Consider the following 14,678-nt stretch of genomic DNA (forward strand, 5'->3'; position numbering starts at 1 on the left):
CGTAAATCCTTCAGAGGCTCAAGCGCATCGACAGGTCCACCGCTTTGACATCCTTGGTCATCGCGCCGATCGAGATGTAGTCCACCCCGGTTTCGGCGATCGGCAGCAGTGTGCTTTCGTTGATGCCGCCGCTGGCTTCCAGTTTCGCCTTGCCGCCGTTCAGGCGCACGGCTTCGCGCATGTCATCCAGGCTCAGTTCGTCGAGCATGATGATGTCGGCGCCGGCGGCCAGTGCCTCTTTCAGCTCCTCCAGACTTTCCACTTCGACTTCCACCGGCTTGCCCGGCGCAATCTTGTGCGCGGCGGCAATGGCCTGCGGGATGCCACCGCTGGCGGCGATGTGGTTTTCCTTGATCAGGAACGCGTCGTACAGACCGATGCGATGGTTGTGGCAGCCACCGCAGGTCACCGCGTATTTCTGCGCCAGCCGCAGGCCTGGCAGGGTTTTTCGGGTGTCGAGCAACTTGACCTGAGTGGTGCCGACGAAATCGGCCAAGTACTGCGCGCGCGTGGCCACACCGGACAGCAGTTGCAGGAAGTTCAGCGCACTGCGTTCACCGGTCAGCAGCGAACGGGCCGGGCCTTCCAGATGAAATAGCGGTTGATTGGGCTTTACCCGCTCGCCATCGATCACTTGCCAGTGCACCGCGACCCGCGGATCAAGCTGGCGAAACACTGCATCGACCCAAGCGGTGCCGCAGATGACAGCCGCGTCGCGAGTGATGATGGTGGCTTTGGCCAGACGTTCGGCCGGGATCAGTTGCGCGGTAATGTCGCCGCTGCCGATGTCTTCGAGCAACGCACGGCGCACGTTGGCTTCGATTTCGGCGGTCAAATCGGCGAGACGTAGATTCGGCATAACGGGCTCCACAAACAAAGTGGTTCGATTATAGGGGCATGGCGCGAGCCAACCCAAGGCGAGAACGCGCGTGGCAGCCTGCATCCGGTCGATTTTCTTTGAGCAAAACCGGCCAGGCGTGGTCACTGAAAGGGGCGGTATAGGGGAAACCCTGACGGCTATGGCGCCGGGTGCAAGTTATGAAAGATAATTCGCCTTGCATTTGACGTCATAGCTTTGACGTGCAGAGCGGCCAAAGTTGTTGAGACCTGTGGGAGCGAGCTTGCTCGCGAAAGCGCAGTGTCAGTCACCAACAATGTCACTGACAGATCGCCTTCGCGAGCAAGCTCGCTCCCACAGGAGGCTTATGTTGAAAGTGACCGAACGAATCACCGTTTCAGGAGGCTTGGATGCACAACGACGGGAAAGTAGTGCCTTTGCACAAGGTTGCTACCGATCAGGCGAATCATTCGCCGCTCGCCCGCCTGCCTGTGATTCTGCTTCAGGTTCGCGACAAGGCTGCCCAGCAACTGCGTCACGGTTTGCAGGAACTGTTCGATAACGCCGACGACACACTGTTTGAAATGGCCGACCGGGCGCGCAACGACATTGAGCAGAACATCTTTTTCGAAGCCATGCGCGACCTGCGTCTCAAGCGTAAAAACATCGAGCGCGGCTTTCTTGAGCAATTCTTCGAAGCCTTCGTCGGTCTGACGCAATACGATCCCACGCACAACACGCTGCCCCATGCCTTGATATACGACGAGTTGGCCCCCCGCAGCGACGACATGGAGCGCAGCGTGGCGGTCGAGACCATGGTCGGTCGCGTACTCAAGCGTGACGGCTTCGCGCTCGATCAACTGACCGCGCGGCTTAACGCGCTGCTCGGCAACACCCTCGACGATCAACACAACCCGCTTGGCCCGGCGATGCTTTGCGAGTTTTTCCTGCAGGCCGGGCGAAACCTGGGCGTGGAGATCAAGGTCAAGCTGATCCTGCTCAAACTCTTCGAGCGTTATGTCTTGACCGACACCGAGCAGCTTTACGCCGAAGCCAATCAATTGCTGCTCGCCACCGGAGTGTTGCCCGAGCTGAAAGCGGCCCCGGCGCGCCGTGCGATTGATCGTGCGATCGCCAATGTGAACAGCGATGAAAGCGACGACACGCCGCCCGTCGACGAAGGCGTGCAGGAGGTTTTCGCCGCACTGCAGCAACTGCTCGCGCACGTCCGTGGCAGTGTCGCGCCGACGCTGGAATCCAGCGTTGCGGCGCAGCCGATTTCCACTCGCGACCTGCTGCGCCTGCTCTCGCACTTGCAACAGTACGTGCCGACGCTGGCGGCTCAGGATGACTTCGATCTGCGCAATCAGCTCGAACAACTGCTGACCCGGGTCAGCGTCAGAAGTGGCAAATCGCGGATCGTGGGCGATGCGGACGAAGACGTGATCAATCTGATTGCCATGGTCTTCGACTGCATTCTTGAAGATCGCAATGTGCCGGATTCGCTCAAGGCGCTGATCGCCCGGTTGCAGATCCCGATGCTCAAGGTCGCGGTGCTCGACAAGAGTTTCTTCAGCCGCAGCAGTCATCCGGCGCGGCGCCTGCTCAACGAAATCGCCGAGGCGGCCATGGGCTGGGGCGGCTGCGACGGTGAGGCGCGCGACAGCTTGTACCTGCGTATCGAACAAGTGGTGCAGCGTCTGCTGACCGATTTTGTCGATGATCCGGCGATTTTCTCCGAGTTACTGGCTGATTTTCTCGCCTTCACCAGCGATGAGCGCCGCCGCAGCGAGTTGCTTGAACAGCGCCTGCGTGACGCCGAAGAGGGGCGAGCGAAAACCGAGCTGGCGCGGCGCCGGGTCGAGCGGGCGTTGAATCAAGCGCTGCTGGGTAAAGTACTTCCACCGTCCGTGGTCACCTTCGTACAGGACGCCTGGAGCAAAGTATTGCTGTTGACGTGCCTCAAGCATGGTGATCAGTCAGCCGAATGGCAGGCCGATGTGCAGACCATGGAGCAATTGATCTGGAGTGTGCAGCGTCATGAAGACGCTGAATCCAGCTTGCGCTTGCTGGCACTGGTGCCGGGGTTGCTCAAGTCGCTGCGTGATGGTCTGAGCAGTTCGGCGTTTGACCCCTTTGCCACCAGCGAGTTTTTCAGTGAACTGGAAGCCCTGCATGTGCAGGTGCTGGAGCGTTCCGTTGCGGCTGATCAGGCCGCGCCCATGATCGAGGTGTCGCAGCAGATCGTGCTGCAAACCGCCGACGACAGCAGCATGGCATTGACGTCGGTACGCTTGCCCCACGATGCCGCCGGTCTGCGCCAGGTCGAGCAACTGCGCCTGGGCAGTTGGGTGGCGTTTCAGGAAGACGATGAACACAGTCTGCGCTGCAAACTGGCGGCCATCATCGAAGCCACCGGCAAGTATGTATTTGTCGATCGCACCGGCATGAAGGTGCTGGAGCGCAGCTGCAGCGCGCTGGCCGTGGAATTCGAGCGCGGCGCGGTACGTGCGCTGGATGACACCTTGCTGTTCGACCGCGCGCTGGAGTCGGTGCTGGGCAATCTGCGGCGACTCAATCGCGGCAAGTGATCGCGCGCCGGGGGCTGATCGCGGCATACTGGGCGCCTACACAGTCGGCGTTGAAGGAATCGGTATGCAGTTGGATCCCGCTAGCGGGTGGTGTCACGGGGTGCAGGTCTGCCCATCGCCCAACTTCAATGAACGCCCGGCGGGCGAAATTTCCCTGTTGGTCATTCACAACATCAGCCTGCCGCCGGCGCAGTTTGCCACGGGCAAGGTGCAGGAGTTTTTCCAGAATCGTCTGGATGTCACCGAACACCCCTACTTTGCAGGGATCGCTGACCTGCGCGTCTCGGCTCATTTCCTGATTGAACGTGACGGCAAGGTCACCCAGTTTGTCTCCTGTCTTGAGCGGGCGTGGCATGCCGGCGTGTCGGTCTTCGAAGGACGGGAAACCTGTAACGATTTTTCCGTGGGCATCGAGCTCGAAGGCACTGATGATCTACCGTTCACCGACGCGCAGTATCAGGCGTTGACGGCGTTGACCCGCCAATTGCAAAGCGCATTTCCGGCCATCACCGGCGCCCGCATTTGTGGGCACAGCGATATAGCACCCGGGCGTAAGACCGATCCTGGCCCGGCATTCGACTGGGCGCGTTATCGCGCAGCCCTGGCACAAGAGGAAGGACAATGAGTTTTCTGGTGTTACTGCTGGCGTTGTGGATCGAGAAGTTTTCGGCCCTGCGCCATCGGGTTCAACGCGATGGCGGATGGATCCGCGAACTGAACAAACTCGAAACCAGCGCGCGGCTGGCCAAACAGCCCTGGCTGGTGCTGACGATTCTGGTGCTGTTTCCGGTGGCGTTGCTGGCGCTGTTGCTAGTGGTGCTGGAACCGGTGGCCTACGGCTTGCTGGCGTTGCCGGTGCATTTGCTGGTGGTGATTTACAGTCTGGGGCGCGGCGACTTGCTTGGCGGTCTTGGGCCGTTTCGCGATGCCTGGCGCCGCGAGGATCTGCAAGCGGCGGCACATGTGGCCAAACGCGATCTGAACATTTGCGCCGACAGCGGCGAGCAGTTGCTTGAAAGCGTGCAGGGGCATCTGCTGTGGCAGGCTTATCAGAGCTTTTTTGCGGTGATCTTCTGGTATTTCGTGCTCGGCCCGGTGGCGGCATTGGCGTATCGCCTGCTGGCGCTGGCGCAGGAACACGGGCAGAACCCGGCATTGGTCGAGCGTGCCGCGCAACTGCGGCATGCCTTTGACTGGCTGCCGGTACGCTTGCTGGCGGCGAGTCTGGCGCTGGTCGGCAACTTTGTCGCGGTCAGTCGGGTGATGCTGCATGAATTGCTCAACTGGAACATCAGCGCGGCGCAACTGATCAACCGGGTCGGTCTGGCGGCGGGGGAGATTCCACCTCCCGTGGTCGGGCCGGACGGCATCAACACCCTCGATTGCCTGTGGGAACTGCTGCTGCGCGCGGCGGTGCTGTGGTATGCCGGGTTTGCCTTGTGGACGGTTCTGGTTCACTGATTCAGGAAAGATCAAAAGATCGCAGCCTGCGGCAGCTCCTACGAGGAGGTCTGTGTGTCGCGGGCTGCGATGTCGTTAACCTTAAGTTACAAAACCTCCCTTCGATTTGAGCTATACAGAGATGGCGCCCGATAGTGGCTATCTGCTGTCGCCCCGCGCCTGCCAATAAAAACAAGAAAAACCAAGGGAGACTTCCAGTGAAGAGCTTGCTCTATCCCGCCGTCTCGCTGATGAACCGTCTGAGCTTCGGCATGAAGTTCAGCCTGATCAGCGTGCTGTTCCTGGTGCCGATGCTGGTGACCAATTTCTATCTGGTGCGCGATTCCTATCGCGAATTCCAGGGCACTCGGGTCGAACTGCAAAGCCTCGATCTGCTGGGCAGCAGCCTGGCCCTGCGCCGGGATCTGGAAACCCTCAACAATCTGGTGCAGATCAACGTCACCCTCGGCCAGTCCGGCAAGGCCGGCAATGTCGAGGCGCAGATCACCACCCTCGAGCAAGCGGTTTTGACGCGCTTGCAAGGGCTGACGGCGATGACCGACGATCCCGAACAGATTCAGGTGTTCGACGGCAAACGCGATGAAATGATCGTCGCGTTCAAGGCCCAGCAAACGGAAAACTCGCTGCAAAGCAAAAGCGCGCTGATCGGCAAATTGTTGGCCAGTGCGCAGATTTTCAGCCAGATCATCAGCAGTCAGGCCGGACTCAGCCGCGATAATCAGAGCGATATCCGTCAGCTCAGCGAACTGGTCACCCTGATCACGCCGACCGTCACGCAAACCCTCGGCGAAGGCCGGGCCATGGGTTCGTATTCATTGGGCCAGGGTTTTCTTAACAGTTCGTCGAGCACGCGTTTTGATGAGCTGATGGTGCAGATCGAAAAACTCCAGGCCGAATACGGCCTGAAGCTGCAGGACGCCCTCGGCTCCAGCAAAGCCGCGCGGGAAAACCTCAGCGCGGCGGCCGAGAGCAGCAAGGGCTCGCTGAAACAGGCCAGCGAACTGTTCGAAGAACAAGTGGTGATGGCTGACACGCTCGATGCACCGTGGCAGGCGTTTTACGATCAGGTCACCGGGCTGATCGACCGGACTTACCAGCTCAACGAAGCCACGTTGAAATTCCTCGACACTCAATTGCAGCAACGTCTGGCGCAAAACCGCACGCACATGGTCTTGCAGGCGGTGGCGCTGTCGGTGGTGTTTGTGCTGATTTTCTACCTCTATGGTGGTTTCTACGCCTCGACCCGCACCACGCTGAAACGCTTGGGCGCGATGATGGACAAGGTCGCGGCCGGCGACATGACGGTCAACTTCAAGGCCAACAGTCGCGATGAATTGGGTGAGTTGGGCGAAGTGTTCAATGGCACGGTGCGCAAGATTCATGACTTGATCGAGCGCGTGGGGCAGACCGTCGCCGAGGTGGAGCGCCAGGCCGGGCAGGTTGAAAACGTCTCGGCGCAAAGCAACCAGGCGGTCGCCGGACAGCGCACGCAGATTGAGCAAGTGGCGACGGCGATGAATCAGATGTCGGCAACCTCACTGGAGGTGGCGCGCAGTGCCGCCGCAGCGGTGAGCAGTGCCCACAGTGTGAATGACGAGACTATCAGCGGTCGCGGTCTGGTCGAATCACAACAGGGCAGCATTGCCGCGCTGGCCAGCGAAATCGATCAGTCGGTGTTGGTGATCAACCAGTTGGCCAGTGACAGCCAGGCGATCAGTCGCGTACTGGAAGTGATCAAGAGCATCGCCGAACAAACCAACTTGCTCGCGCTCAACGCCGCGATCGAAGCAGCCCGTGCTGGCGAGCAGGGACGCGGTTTTGCTGTGGTTGCCGACGAAGTGCGCACCCTGGCCAGACGCACCCAGCAATCGACCGAAGAAATCGAACAGATGATCGCCAAACTGCACGGCGGTGTCGGCGCGGCGGTGAAAGCCATGGGCGTCAGCCATCAGATGGCCAATGGCACGGTCGGGCAGTCGGAGAAGGTCCAGCAGGCGCTGGAAAACATCCTCGGTGCGGTCGGCATGATCGTCGATCAGAACCAGCAGATCGCCGCTGCGGTTGAACAGCAAACGGCGGTGGCCCACGACATCGACCAGAACATTGTCGAGATCAACCGCGCCGGCGAACGTACGGCGCAAGGTGCGCACCAGACCGAAGATGCCAGCCGGGCGTTGTCGGCCCAGGTGGTAGAACTCAAACAGCTGATCAGCGCCTTCCGCGTCTGAGGCACGCACGAAACCTGTGGGAGCGAGCCTGCTCGCGAATGCAATCTGTCAGTGACATCTCTGTCACCTGACACATCGCCTTCGCGAGCAGGCCCGCTCCCACCGGGTTCTGGGTTTTATCAGAACCTTTTGTAGTACTTTTTCACTTCGGCCCGTAAGCCCAATCCTGTTTCTCTGCAGACTCTGGCATTTCCCCTGCAATGAGCCAGTATCCATACCCAATCGTTCGGTAGAGGAGGCCGCTCATGTCTGCCGCAACTCTGGGAGTCCAGGGCCGTTGTGCTCATTGCCAGGCCACGCTGCTGCTCAAACCGTGGCAACTCAATGCCATCTCGATCAATGAACCGTTCAGCTGCGAGCATTGCCACCAAGCGCTGGAGCTGCGTTGCCCGCAACAGATCAAGCGCTTCAAGTCCCTCGATTCACTGGCGCTACTGCGTTTCAGCGCTTCAGTAACAGTCTGCACCGCGCTGCTGATGGCGTTGGTGATGGAATGGGTGGGATTGCTTAGCGTCACCGAGCAACTGAACGCATCACTGATCACGATCTTCGTGTACTTCGTGGTCGTCCGTTACGCGCGCCAGCGTCAGCATCTGACGCTGGTTCTGGAGGCCGCCAAGGCGCACGCCGACTGATTTGTAGGCGCTGTCGAGTGAAAAGAGGCTGCGATCTGTTGATCTTTTCTTCAAGCCAGGATCAAAAGAGCAATCACTCGATGCATGCGTAACGCCTGCGGCCACCTCAACGCTATCGGTGGGCTGAGTGAATGTTATCGGCAGGAAATAATTGGCAACGGGAACAGTTGAACGCTATGTGATCAGGTATAAAAAACACCGCAAGATCAGCGATAGCCGTTTGTCGGGACTGTCAGGTTTGACAGTAGAGCATGATGAAATAGTCAGATTTACTAATGTTGGCCTAACAAAGGCTGCACTTATATTTCGACTATTGTTGATCCCGATCCATGGAGCGATCATGAAAGATAAAGATGCTACTCCCGGCTCTACAAAAAACATCGAGAACGTCACTGAGAAAAATATTCTCACGAGCGAGGAGATTGATAAGTTATCCAAAGGTGCAAAAACCTACGAGGGGGTTTTGATTGCGGATAATAGAGTCTATCGTGGGCAAATTAAATATACTTACTGGTGGGGTAATGACGGCGGAATGTTTTATTGCTATGCGTCCCACTACACCATTAATGATCCAGACGGTTTTAGCCGGCATAAGGCGAACATCCATTTCAGTTTTGATTCAAACCAGTGGTGGGGAATCGACTCTCCAGACAGCATGCGCCAAGACAATCAATGGAATCCTTGGCGCGTCGGAGGTTATATAGGGGCAAATAGACGAGCCCGCGTTTATGTCAGATTCGTTTTTGACCTTCCCTTCGCAGATGTGAGTGGAGAAAACTCCATTTATTATACGTACCCTTGACAGCAATATACTGTGTGAGGGGTAAGTCGAAGTCTGGTTGTCTTGCTCGATATGTAAGGAAGCAGTCAGGTATGCGAGCGGCTGTTGTTGGGTTTGTGGTGTCGAAGCAGTCGTTCGTTTTGTTTTTTATTTTTATAAAGTTTTTGTTAGAGTCGCGGGCCTTTTAAGGTTAATGGTTGGGGCATTCAAGGCTATTCGCGTTTACAAGAGCTGAACCCGATATGGTCTAATGCCAATCAAATAATTCCTCGATATTAGCGGTACTTTGTCTGGCCAATTGCTGGGTTGTGATGCTCATCAACTCGGCCAGCACCTCACAAATCGCCGGCAAATGCGCCGGGCTGTTGCGCTGACCGGGAAACATCGCGGGCGCCATGTCCGGCGAATCGGTTTCCAGCACGATCGACTCCAGCGGCAATTGCGCAATCACTCGATGCATGCGCAACGCCTGTGGCCAGGTCGGCGCGCCGCCCAGACCCAGTTTGAAACCCAGTTTGATGTACTCCCGCGCTTCTTCACGGCTGCCGGCAAAGGCGTGGATGATTCCCGCGCGTTTGAGCTTGAAGCGTTTGAGCGTTGAGATCACTGCCGCATGACTACGGCGAACGTGGATTAATGCCGGTAATTCGAAATCCGCGGCCAGTTGTAGCTGCGCCTCGAACAGCGCCTGTTGCCGCTCGCGGTCGAGGGTTTCGATGAAGTAATCCAGACCGATCTCGCCCACCGCACACAACTGCCGATGACCGCGCAATCGCGTCAGCCAATCTCCGAGTGCCGACAAATCTTCGGGGCGATGCTGATCGAGATACACCGGGTGCAGACCGAATGCCGCGTATAAATCCGCATCGCTCTGCACCAGATCCCACACCCGTTGCCAATTACCCTCATGGACACCCAACACCACCATCCGCCGCACCCCGAGGGCGCGGCTTTCGGCGAGCAACGCCGAGCGGTCGGCGTCGAAGTCGGGGAAGTCGAGGTGGGTGTGGCTGTCGATCAGCTCCACGGCTCAGTCCCGGTGAATACGCTGCTTGAAGGTGCGCGCAATGGCCTGCACGCCAGGCTTGTACTCCGACTGCTCGACAGCGGCCAGCGCCAGTTCCAGCGCCTTGTCGGCGATCAACTGGTGTTGCTGGGCCATGGCGTTGACCGGCAGCGGCAGGAAATCCAGCAACTGCGTATCGCCGAAGGTGCCGAGGCGCAGCGGCCGCGATTTCAGCGGGAAGTCATGCAGCGCATCGAACACGCCTTGTAGCAGCACGTAGGAAGTCGTCACCAACGCGTCGGGCAAATGTCCCAGACGTTGCAGGAGTTCTTCCATCAGTTGCTTGCCGCACTCACGGCTGAAGGATTCGGCGTGTTCGACCAGCACTTCGCCTTTGAAGTCGACCAGCGCCTCTTTGAAACCGGCGGCACGTTCCTGGCTGATGCTCAGTTCCGGGCGCGCGCCGAGCAGCACAATCTGCTTCGGTTGCGGATCGAGCAGGCTCTGGGTCAGGTGCAGGCTGGCTTCGCGGTCGTCACTGATCACCGAGCAGAAATGTTCCGGCTCCATGACCCGGTCGATGGCGATGATCGGCAGCCCTTTGGCCTGCAACTGCCGATAGCTGTCATCGCCGGCGGGCAGGCAACTGGCGACGATCAACGCATCACAACGACGCGCGCGGAACAGTTGCAGCAACTGCCGCTCGCTGTCCGGCGCATCGTCGGAGCTGGCGATCAGTAATTGATAGCCGCGCGCTCGCGCACCTTGTTCGAGCAGCTTGGCGATCCGCGCGTAACTGGGGTTTTCCAGATCCGGCAGAATAAAGCCCAGCGTGCGCGTATGCCGACTGCGCAGCCCGGCCGCTTGAGGGTTTGGCGTGAAGCCGTGCAGATCGACCACCGCCCGCACCCGCTCGACGGTGGCGTTGCTGATGCGTTGCTGTTCGGCCTTGCCGTTGATGACGTAGCTGGCGGTGGTCACGGACACTCCGGCCAACCGCGCGATATCACTGAGTTTCAACCCGGGATTTCCTTGTTTTTTCGAGCTTGCCGCGACATTTTCGCCAATCCTACCCGATTAGGGCAGGCGACTATTGTCGCAGCGCATCCGACAAGTTGGACTTCAAGGATGGGACATTATCGAGTAACGTGCCGATCAATCTAGATTAAACGTTTCAGCAAGCGTATTTTCTACGTTTTAGACGTCTTTGGCCGGTTCTGCCGTGAAACCGCCAAAACTGCCGCTGAAAAGCAAAGCGGTAAAGCGCCTAAGCTGCAAACCATCCAAAACAATACCTGGCACTCATAAAGCGCCAAAAAGGAGATCGCATGCTCGAGCTCACTATAGAGCAGATATCCATGGGCCAATCGGCTGTGGATAAACCCGCTGCCCTGCAACTGCTCGCCAATCACCTGGTGGCCGATGGTCTGGTTGCCGACGGTTACCTCGCTGGATTGCAGGCACGGGAAGCCCAGGGCTCGACCTTTCTCGGTCAAGGTATTGCCATTCCCCACGGGACCCCGGAAACCCGCGATCAGGTGTTCGCCACTGGCGTGCGCCTGATGCAGTTCCCGGAAGGCGTGGATTGGGGCGATGGCCAGATCGTTTATCTGGCGATTGGCATTGCCGCCAAATCCGACGAACACCTGCGCCTGCTGCAACTGCTGACCCGTGCCCTCGGCGAGACCGATCTGGGCCAGGCCCTGCGTCGCGCCAGTTCACCTGAGGCGCTGCTGAAATTGCTGCAAGGCGCGCCGCAGGAACTGGCGCTCGATGCGCAGATGATTGGCCTCGGTGTCTCGGCCGACGATTTCGAAGAACTGGTCTGGCGTGGCGCGCGTCTGCTGCGTCAGGCCGATTGTGTGAGCAACGGTTTTGCCGGTGTGTTGCAGCAGGTCGAAGCGCTGCCGCTGGGCGATGGTTTGTGGTGGCTGCACAGCGAGCAAACGGTGAAGCGTCCGGGCCTGGCGTTTGTTACGCCGGACAAACCGATGCGCTACCTCGGTCAGCCGCTTAGCGGTCTGTTCTGCCTGGCCAGCCTCGGCGAGGCACATCAAGCGTTGCTTGAACGCCTGTGTGCGTTGCTGATCGAAGGTCGCGGCCATGAATTGGGCCGCGCTACCAGCAGTCGCAAAGTTCTCGAAGTGCTCGGCGGTGAATTGCCCGCCGACTGGCCGAGCGCGCGTATTGCCCTGGCCAACGCCCACGGTCTGCACGCGCGCCCGGCGAAGATCCTCGCGCAACTGGCGAAGAGTTTTGATGGCGAGATTCGCGTGCGCATCGTCGACGGTCAGGACAGCGCCGTGTCGGTGAAGAGTCTGAGCAAACTGCTCAGCCTTGGCGCCCGTCGTGGTCAGGTGCTGGAGTTGATCGCCGAGCCGAGCATTGCCGCCGACGCTTTGCCGGCACTCTTGGCCGCTATCGAAGAGGGTCTCGGCGAAGAAGTCGAGCCGCTGCCAGCGGTGAGCCAGCAACGCGAAGTCATCGCCGACATCGCCGAAGTGCTGCTCGCCCCGGCCTCCGGCAGCCAGTTGCAAGCAATCCCGGCGGCACCCGGCATCGCTATCGGCCCGGCACACATCCAAGTGCAGCAAACCATCGATTATCCGCTGCGGGGCGAGTCCGCTGCCATCGAACGCGAACGTCTCAAGCAAGCGCTCAGCGATGTGCGCAGCGATATTCAGGGCCTGATCGAGCGCAGCAAAGCCAAAGCCATCCGCGAGATCTTCATCACCCATCAGGAAATGCTCGACGACCCGGACCTCACCGACGAAGTCGACACCCGCCTCAAACAAGGCGAAAGCGCCGAAGCGGCATGGATGGCGGTGATCGAAGCGGCGGCCAAACAGCAGGAATCGTTGCAGGACGCCTTGCTCGCCGAGCGTGCGGCGGATCTGCGTGACATCGGTCGCCGCGTGCTGGCGCAACTGTGTGGCGTGCAGACCGCGAGCGAGCCTGAACAACCGTACATTCTGGTGATGGACGAAGTCGGCCCGTCCGACGTCGCGCGGCTGGACCCGGCGCGTGTCGCGGGGATTCTCACCGCACGCGGCGGCGCCACCGCGCACAGTGCAATCGTTGCGCGAGCGCTCGGGATTCCGGCGCTGGTTGGCGCTGGCGCGGCAGTGTTGCTGCTGCAACCGGGCACGCCATTGCTGCTCGACGGCCAACGCGGTCGCCTGCACGTCGACGCCGATGCCGCGACTCTGCAACGCGCCACCGAAGAACGCGATACCCGCGAACAACGGCTGAAGATTGCCGCCGAACAACGCCATCAACCGGCACACACCACCGACGGTCACGCCGTCGAAGTCTTTGCCAACATCGGCGAAAGCGCTGGCGTGATCAGCGCGGTGGAGCAGGGCGCCGAAGGCATCGGTCTGCTGCGTACCGAACTGATTTTCATGGCCCATCCGCAAGCACCGGACGAAGCCACACAAGAAGCCGAATACCGCCGCGTCCTCGATGGCCTCGCCGGTCGACCGCTGGTGGTGCGTACGCTGGATGTCGGTGGCGACAAACCGCTGCCGTATTGGCCGATTGCCAAGGAAGAAAACCCGTTCCTCGGCGTGCGCGGCATTCGCCTGACCTTGCAGCGTCCACAGATCATGGAAGCGCAACTGCGCGCCTTGCTGCGTTCGGCGGATAACCGTCCGTTGCGGATCATGTTCCCGATGGTCGGCAGCGTCGAAGAATGGCGTCAGGCCCGCGACATGACCGAACGTCTGCGTCTGGAAATTCCGGTCGCCGATCTGCAACTGGGGATCATGATCGAAGTGCCGTCCGCCGCGTTGCTCGCGCCGGTATTGGCCAAGGAAGTCGACTTCTTCAGCGTCGGCACCAACGATCTCACGCAATACACCCTGGCGATCGACCGTGGTCACCCGACCCTGTCGGCACAGGCGGACGGCTTGCACCCGGCGGTGCTGCAACTGATCGACATCACCGTGCGCGCGGCCCATGCCCATGGCAAATGGGTCGGCGTCTGTGGCGAACTGGCGGCAGATCCGCTGGCAGTGCCGGTGCTGGTCGGTCTCGGTGTCGACGAACTCAGTGTCTCCGGGCGCAGCATTGCTGAAGTGAAAGCGCGCATCCGCGAACTCAGCCTGACCCAGGCGCAAACCCTTGCTCAACATGCCCTGGCCGTGGGCAGCGCGAACGAAGTGCGCGCATTAGTGGAGGCCCTGTAATGGCCAAGATTCTTACCCTGACCCTCAACCCGGCGCTCGACCTCACCGTCGAACTGCCACGCCTGGAGGCCGGTCAGGTCAATCGCAGCGACGAGATGCACACCCACGCCGCCGGCAAAGGCGTGAACGTCGCGCAAGTGCTGGCCGACCTTGGTCATCAACTGACGGTCAGCGGTTTTCTCGGCGAAGACAATCTGCAAGCGTTCGAAACCCTGTTCGCCAAACGCGGATTTGTCGACGCGTTTATCCGTGTGCCGGGCGAGACGCGCAGCAATATCAAAGTGGCGGAGCAGAGTGGGCGCATCACCGACATCAACGGCCCGGGACCGGTGGTCGATGCCGCCGCGCAGCAGGCGTTGCTGGAGCGTCTGGTGCAGATCGCACCGGGTCACGATGCGGTGGTGGTCGCCGGCAGTTTGCCGCGTGGCGTCACGGCGCAGTGGTTGCGTGAACTGATCGAACGGCTCAACCAGCTCGGTCTGAAAGTCGCCCTCGACTCCAGCGGCGAAGCGTTGCGCGAAGCTTTGAAAGCCAGTCCATGGCTGATCAAACCGAACACTGAAGAGCTCGCCGATGCACTCGGTTGTGACGTGGTTTCACACGCAGCGGAAGCGCAAGCGGCGGCGCGTTTGCATGCCCAAGGCATCGAGCACGTGGTGATTTCCCACGGTGCTGACGGTGTGAATTGGTTCAGCGTCGGTTCGGCACTGCACGCCACGCCGCCGAAGGTCAGCGTCGCCAGCACGGTCGGTGCTGGTGATTCGCTGTTGGCCGGCATGCTTCACGGTTTGCTCAGCGCCGACACGCCTGAACAAACCCTGCGCACCGCCACCGCGATTGCGGCGATGGCGGTGACCCAGATCGGTTTTGGCATCAACGACGCTGCGCAACTGGCGCAGCTCGAACAGGGCGTGCGCGTGCGCCCCCTGACAGAACAATAAGAGGGTT

Annotated in this window: 11 protein-coding genes; 8 read left to right on the forward strand and 3 right to left on the reverse strand. The window is 59.9% G+C overall.

What is annotated here, in order from left to right; genetic code table 11:
• Positions 1–10: 10 nt before the first annotated feature.
• Entirely contained in the window at positions 11–859 is an 849-nt protein-coding gene (gene nadC, locus ACZZ0A_RS00565) for a carboxylating nicotinate-nucleotide diphosphorylase (protein WP_007915269.1), read from the reverse strand.
• Between the two features lie 389 nt (positions 860–1,248).
• On the opposite strand from nadC, the gene ACZZ0A_RS00570 reads away from it, so the two are divergent.
• The 6 genes from ACZZ0A_RS00570 (at position 1,249) to ACZZ0A_RS00595 (ending at position 8,555) form a co-directional block, all read left to right on the forward strand.
• The gene (locus ACZZ0A_RS00570) at positions 1,249–3,429 is read left to right on the forward strand and encodes a DUF1631 domain-containing protein (protein WP_463542384.1); all 2,181 of its coding nucleotides are present in this window, start codon (positions 1,249–1,251) and stop codon (positions 3,427–3,429) included.
• Positions 3,430–3,493: 64 nt separating this feature from the next.
• Complete coding sequence (ampD, locus tag ACZZ0A_RS00575) at positions 3,494–4,054, forward strand: 1,6-anhydro-N-acetylmuramyl-L-alanine amidase AmpD (RefSeq protein ID WP_007915273.1); 561 nt, start codon at positions 3,494–3,496, stop codon at positions 4,052–4,054.
• On the forward strand, positions 4,051–4,890 hold the full coding sequence (gene ampE / locus ACZZ0A_RS00580; RefSeq protein ID WP_007915275.1) for a regulatory signaling modulator protein AmpE: 840 nt from the start codon (positions 4,051–4,053) through the stop codon (positions 4,888–4,890). Before ampD ends, ampE begins: the two co-directional genes overlap by 4 nt.
• Positions 4,891–5,087: 197 nt before the next feature.
• Positions 5,088–7,118, forward strand: a complete 2,031-nt coding sequence (locus tag ACZZ0A_RS00585) for a methyl-accepting chemotaxis protein (protein WP_463542385.1) — start codon at positions 5,088–5,090, stop codon at positions 7,116–7,118.
• Between the two features lie 245 nt (positions 7,119–7,363).
• Positions 7,364–7,753: a hypothetical protein gene (locus ACZZ0A_RS00590; RefSeq protein WP_463542386.1), complete on the forward strand. Its 390-nt coding sequence runs from the start codon at positions 7,364–7,366 to the stop codon at positions 7,751–7,753.
• A gap of 340 nt (positions 7,754–8,093) precedes the next feature.
• A complete protein-coding gene (locus ACZZ0A_RS00595; RefSeq protein ID WP_463542387.1) occupies positions 8,094–8,555 on the forward strand; it encodes a hypothetical protein in 462 nt (153 codons plus the stop codon).
• A 226-nt stretch (positions 8,556–8,781) separates the two neighbouring features.
• Here the strand turns inward: ACZZ0A_RS00595 and ACZZ0A_RS00600 are convergent, their stop codons facing one another.
• Together ACZZ0A_RS00600 and cra are read right to left on the reverse strand one after the other, a co-directional pair.
• Positions 8,782–9,561, reverse strand: coding sequence for a TatD family hydrolase (locus ACZZ0A_RS00600; protein ID WP_007915283.1), 780 nt, complete (start codon positions 9,559–9,561; stop codon positions 8,782–8,784).
• Positions 9,562–9,564: 3 nt separating this feature from the next.
• On the reverse strand, positions 9,565–10,560 hold the full coding sequence (gene cra / locus ACZZ0A_RS00605; RefSeq protein WP_095114223.1) for a catabolite repressor/activator: 996 nt from the start codon (positions 10,558–10,560) through the stop codon (positions 9,565–9,567).
• Between the two features lie 308 nt (positions 10,561–10,868).
• Here cra and ptsP point away from each other — a divergent pair, with 308 nt between their 5' ends.
• Both ptsP and pfkB read left to right on the forward strand, forming a co-directional pair.
• Positions 10,869–13,730 carry a phosphoenolpyruvate--protein phosphotransferase gene (gene ptsP, locus ACZZ0A_RS00610; RefSeq protein ID WP_095114224.1) on the forward strand — a complete coding sequence of 954 codons (2,862 nt, stop codon included), beginning with the start codon at positions 10,869–10,871 and terminating at the stop codon, positions 13,728–13,730.
• Positions 13,730–14,671 carry a 1-phosphofructokinase gene (gene pfkB / locus ACZZ0A_RS00615; protein WP_095114225.1) on the forward strand — a complete coding sequence of 314 codons (942 nt, stop codon included), beginning with the start codon at positions 13,730–13,732 and terminating at the stop codon, positions 14,669–14,671. Before ptsP ends, pfkB begins: the two co-directional genes overlap by 1 nt.
• The last annotated feature ends 7 nt before the right edge of the window (positions 14,672–14,678 follow it).

The organism is Pseudomonas sp. AC242, from assembly GCF_979258655.1.

Coding starts and splice junctions, on each gene's coding strand:
- nadC (WP_007915269.1), bottom strand. CDS start 859: ATGCCGAATCTACGTCTCGCCGATTTGACCGCCGAAATCGAAGCCAAC.
- ACZZ0A_RS00595 (WP_463542387.1), top strand. CDS start 8,094: ATGAAAGATAAAGATGCTACTCCCGGCTCTACAAAAAACATCGAGAAC.
- pfkB (WP_095114225.1), top strand. CDS start 13,730: ATGGCCAAGATTCTTACCCTGACCCTCAACCCGGCGCTCGACCTCACC.
- ACZZ0A_RS00570 (WP_463542384.1), top strand. CDS start 1,249: ATGCACAACGACGGGAAAGTAGTGCCTTTGCACAAGGTTGCTACCGAT.
- ACZZ0A_RS00590 (WP_463542386.1), top strand. CDS start 7,364: ATGTCTGCCGCAACTCTGGGAGTCCAGGGCCGTTGTGCTCATTGCCAG.
- ptsP (WP_095114224.1), top strand. CDS start 10,869: ATGCTCGAGCTCACTATAGAGCAGATATCCATGGGCCAATCGGCTGTG.
- ampD (WP_007915273.1), top strand. CDS start 3,494: ATGCAGTTGGATCCCGCTAGCGGGTGGTGTCACGGGGTGCAGGTCTGC.
- ampE (WP_007915275.1), top strand. CDS start 4,051: ATGAGTTTTCTGGTGTTACTGCTGGCGTTGTGGATCGAGAAGTTTTCG.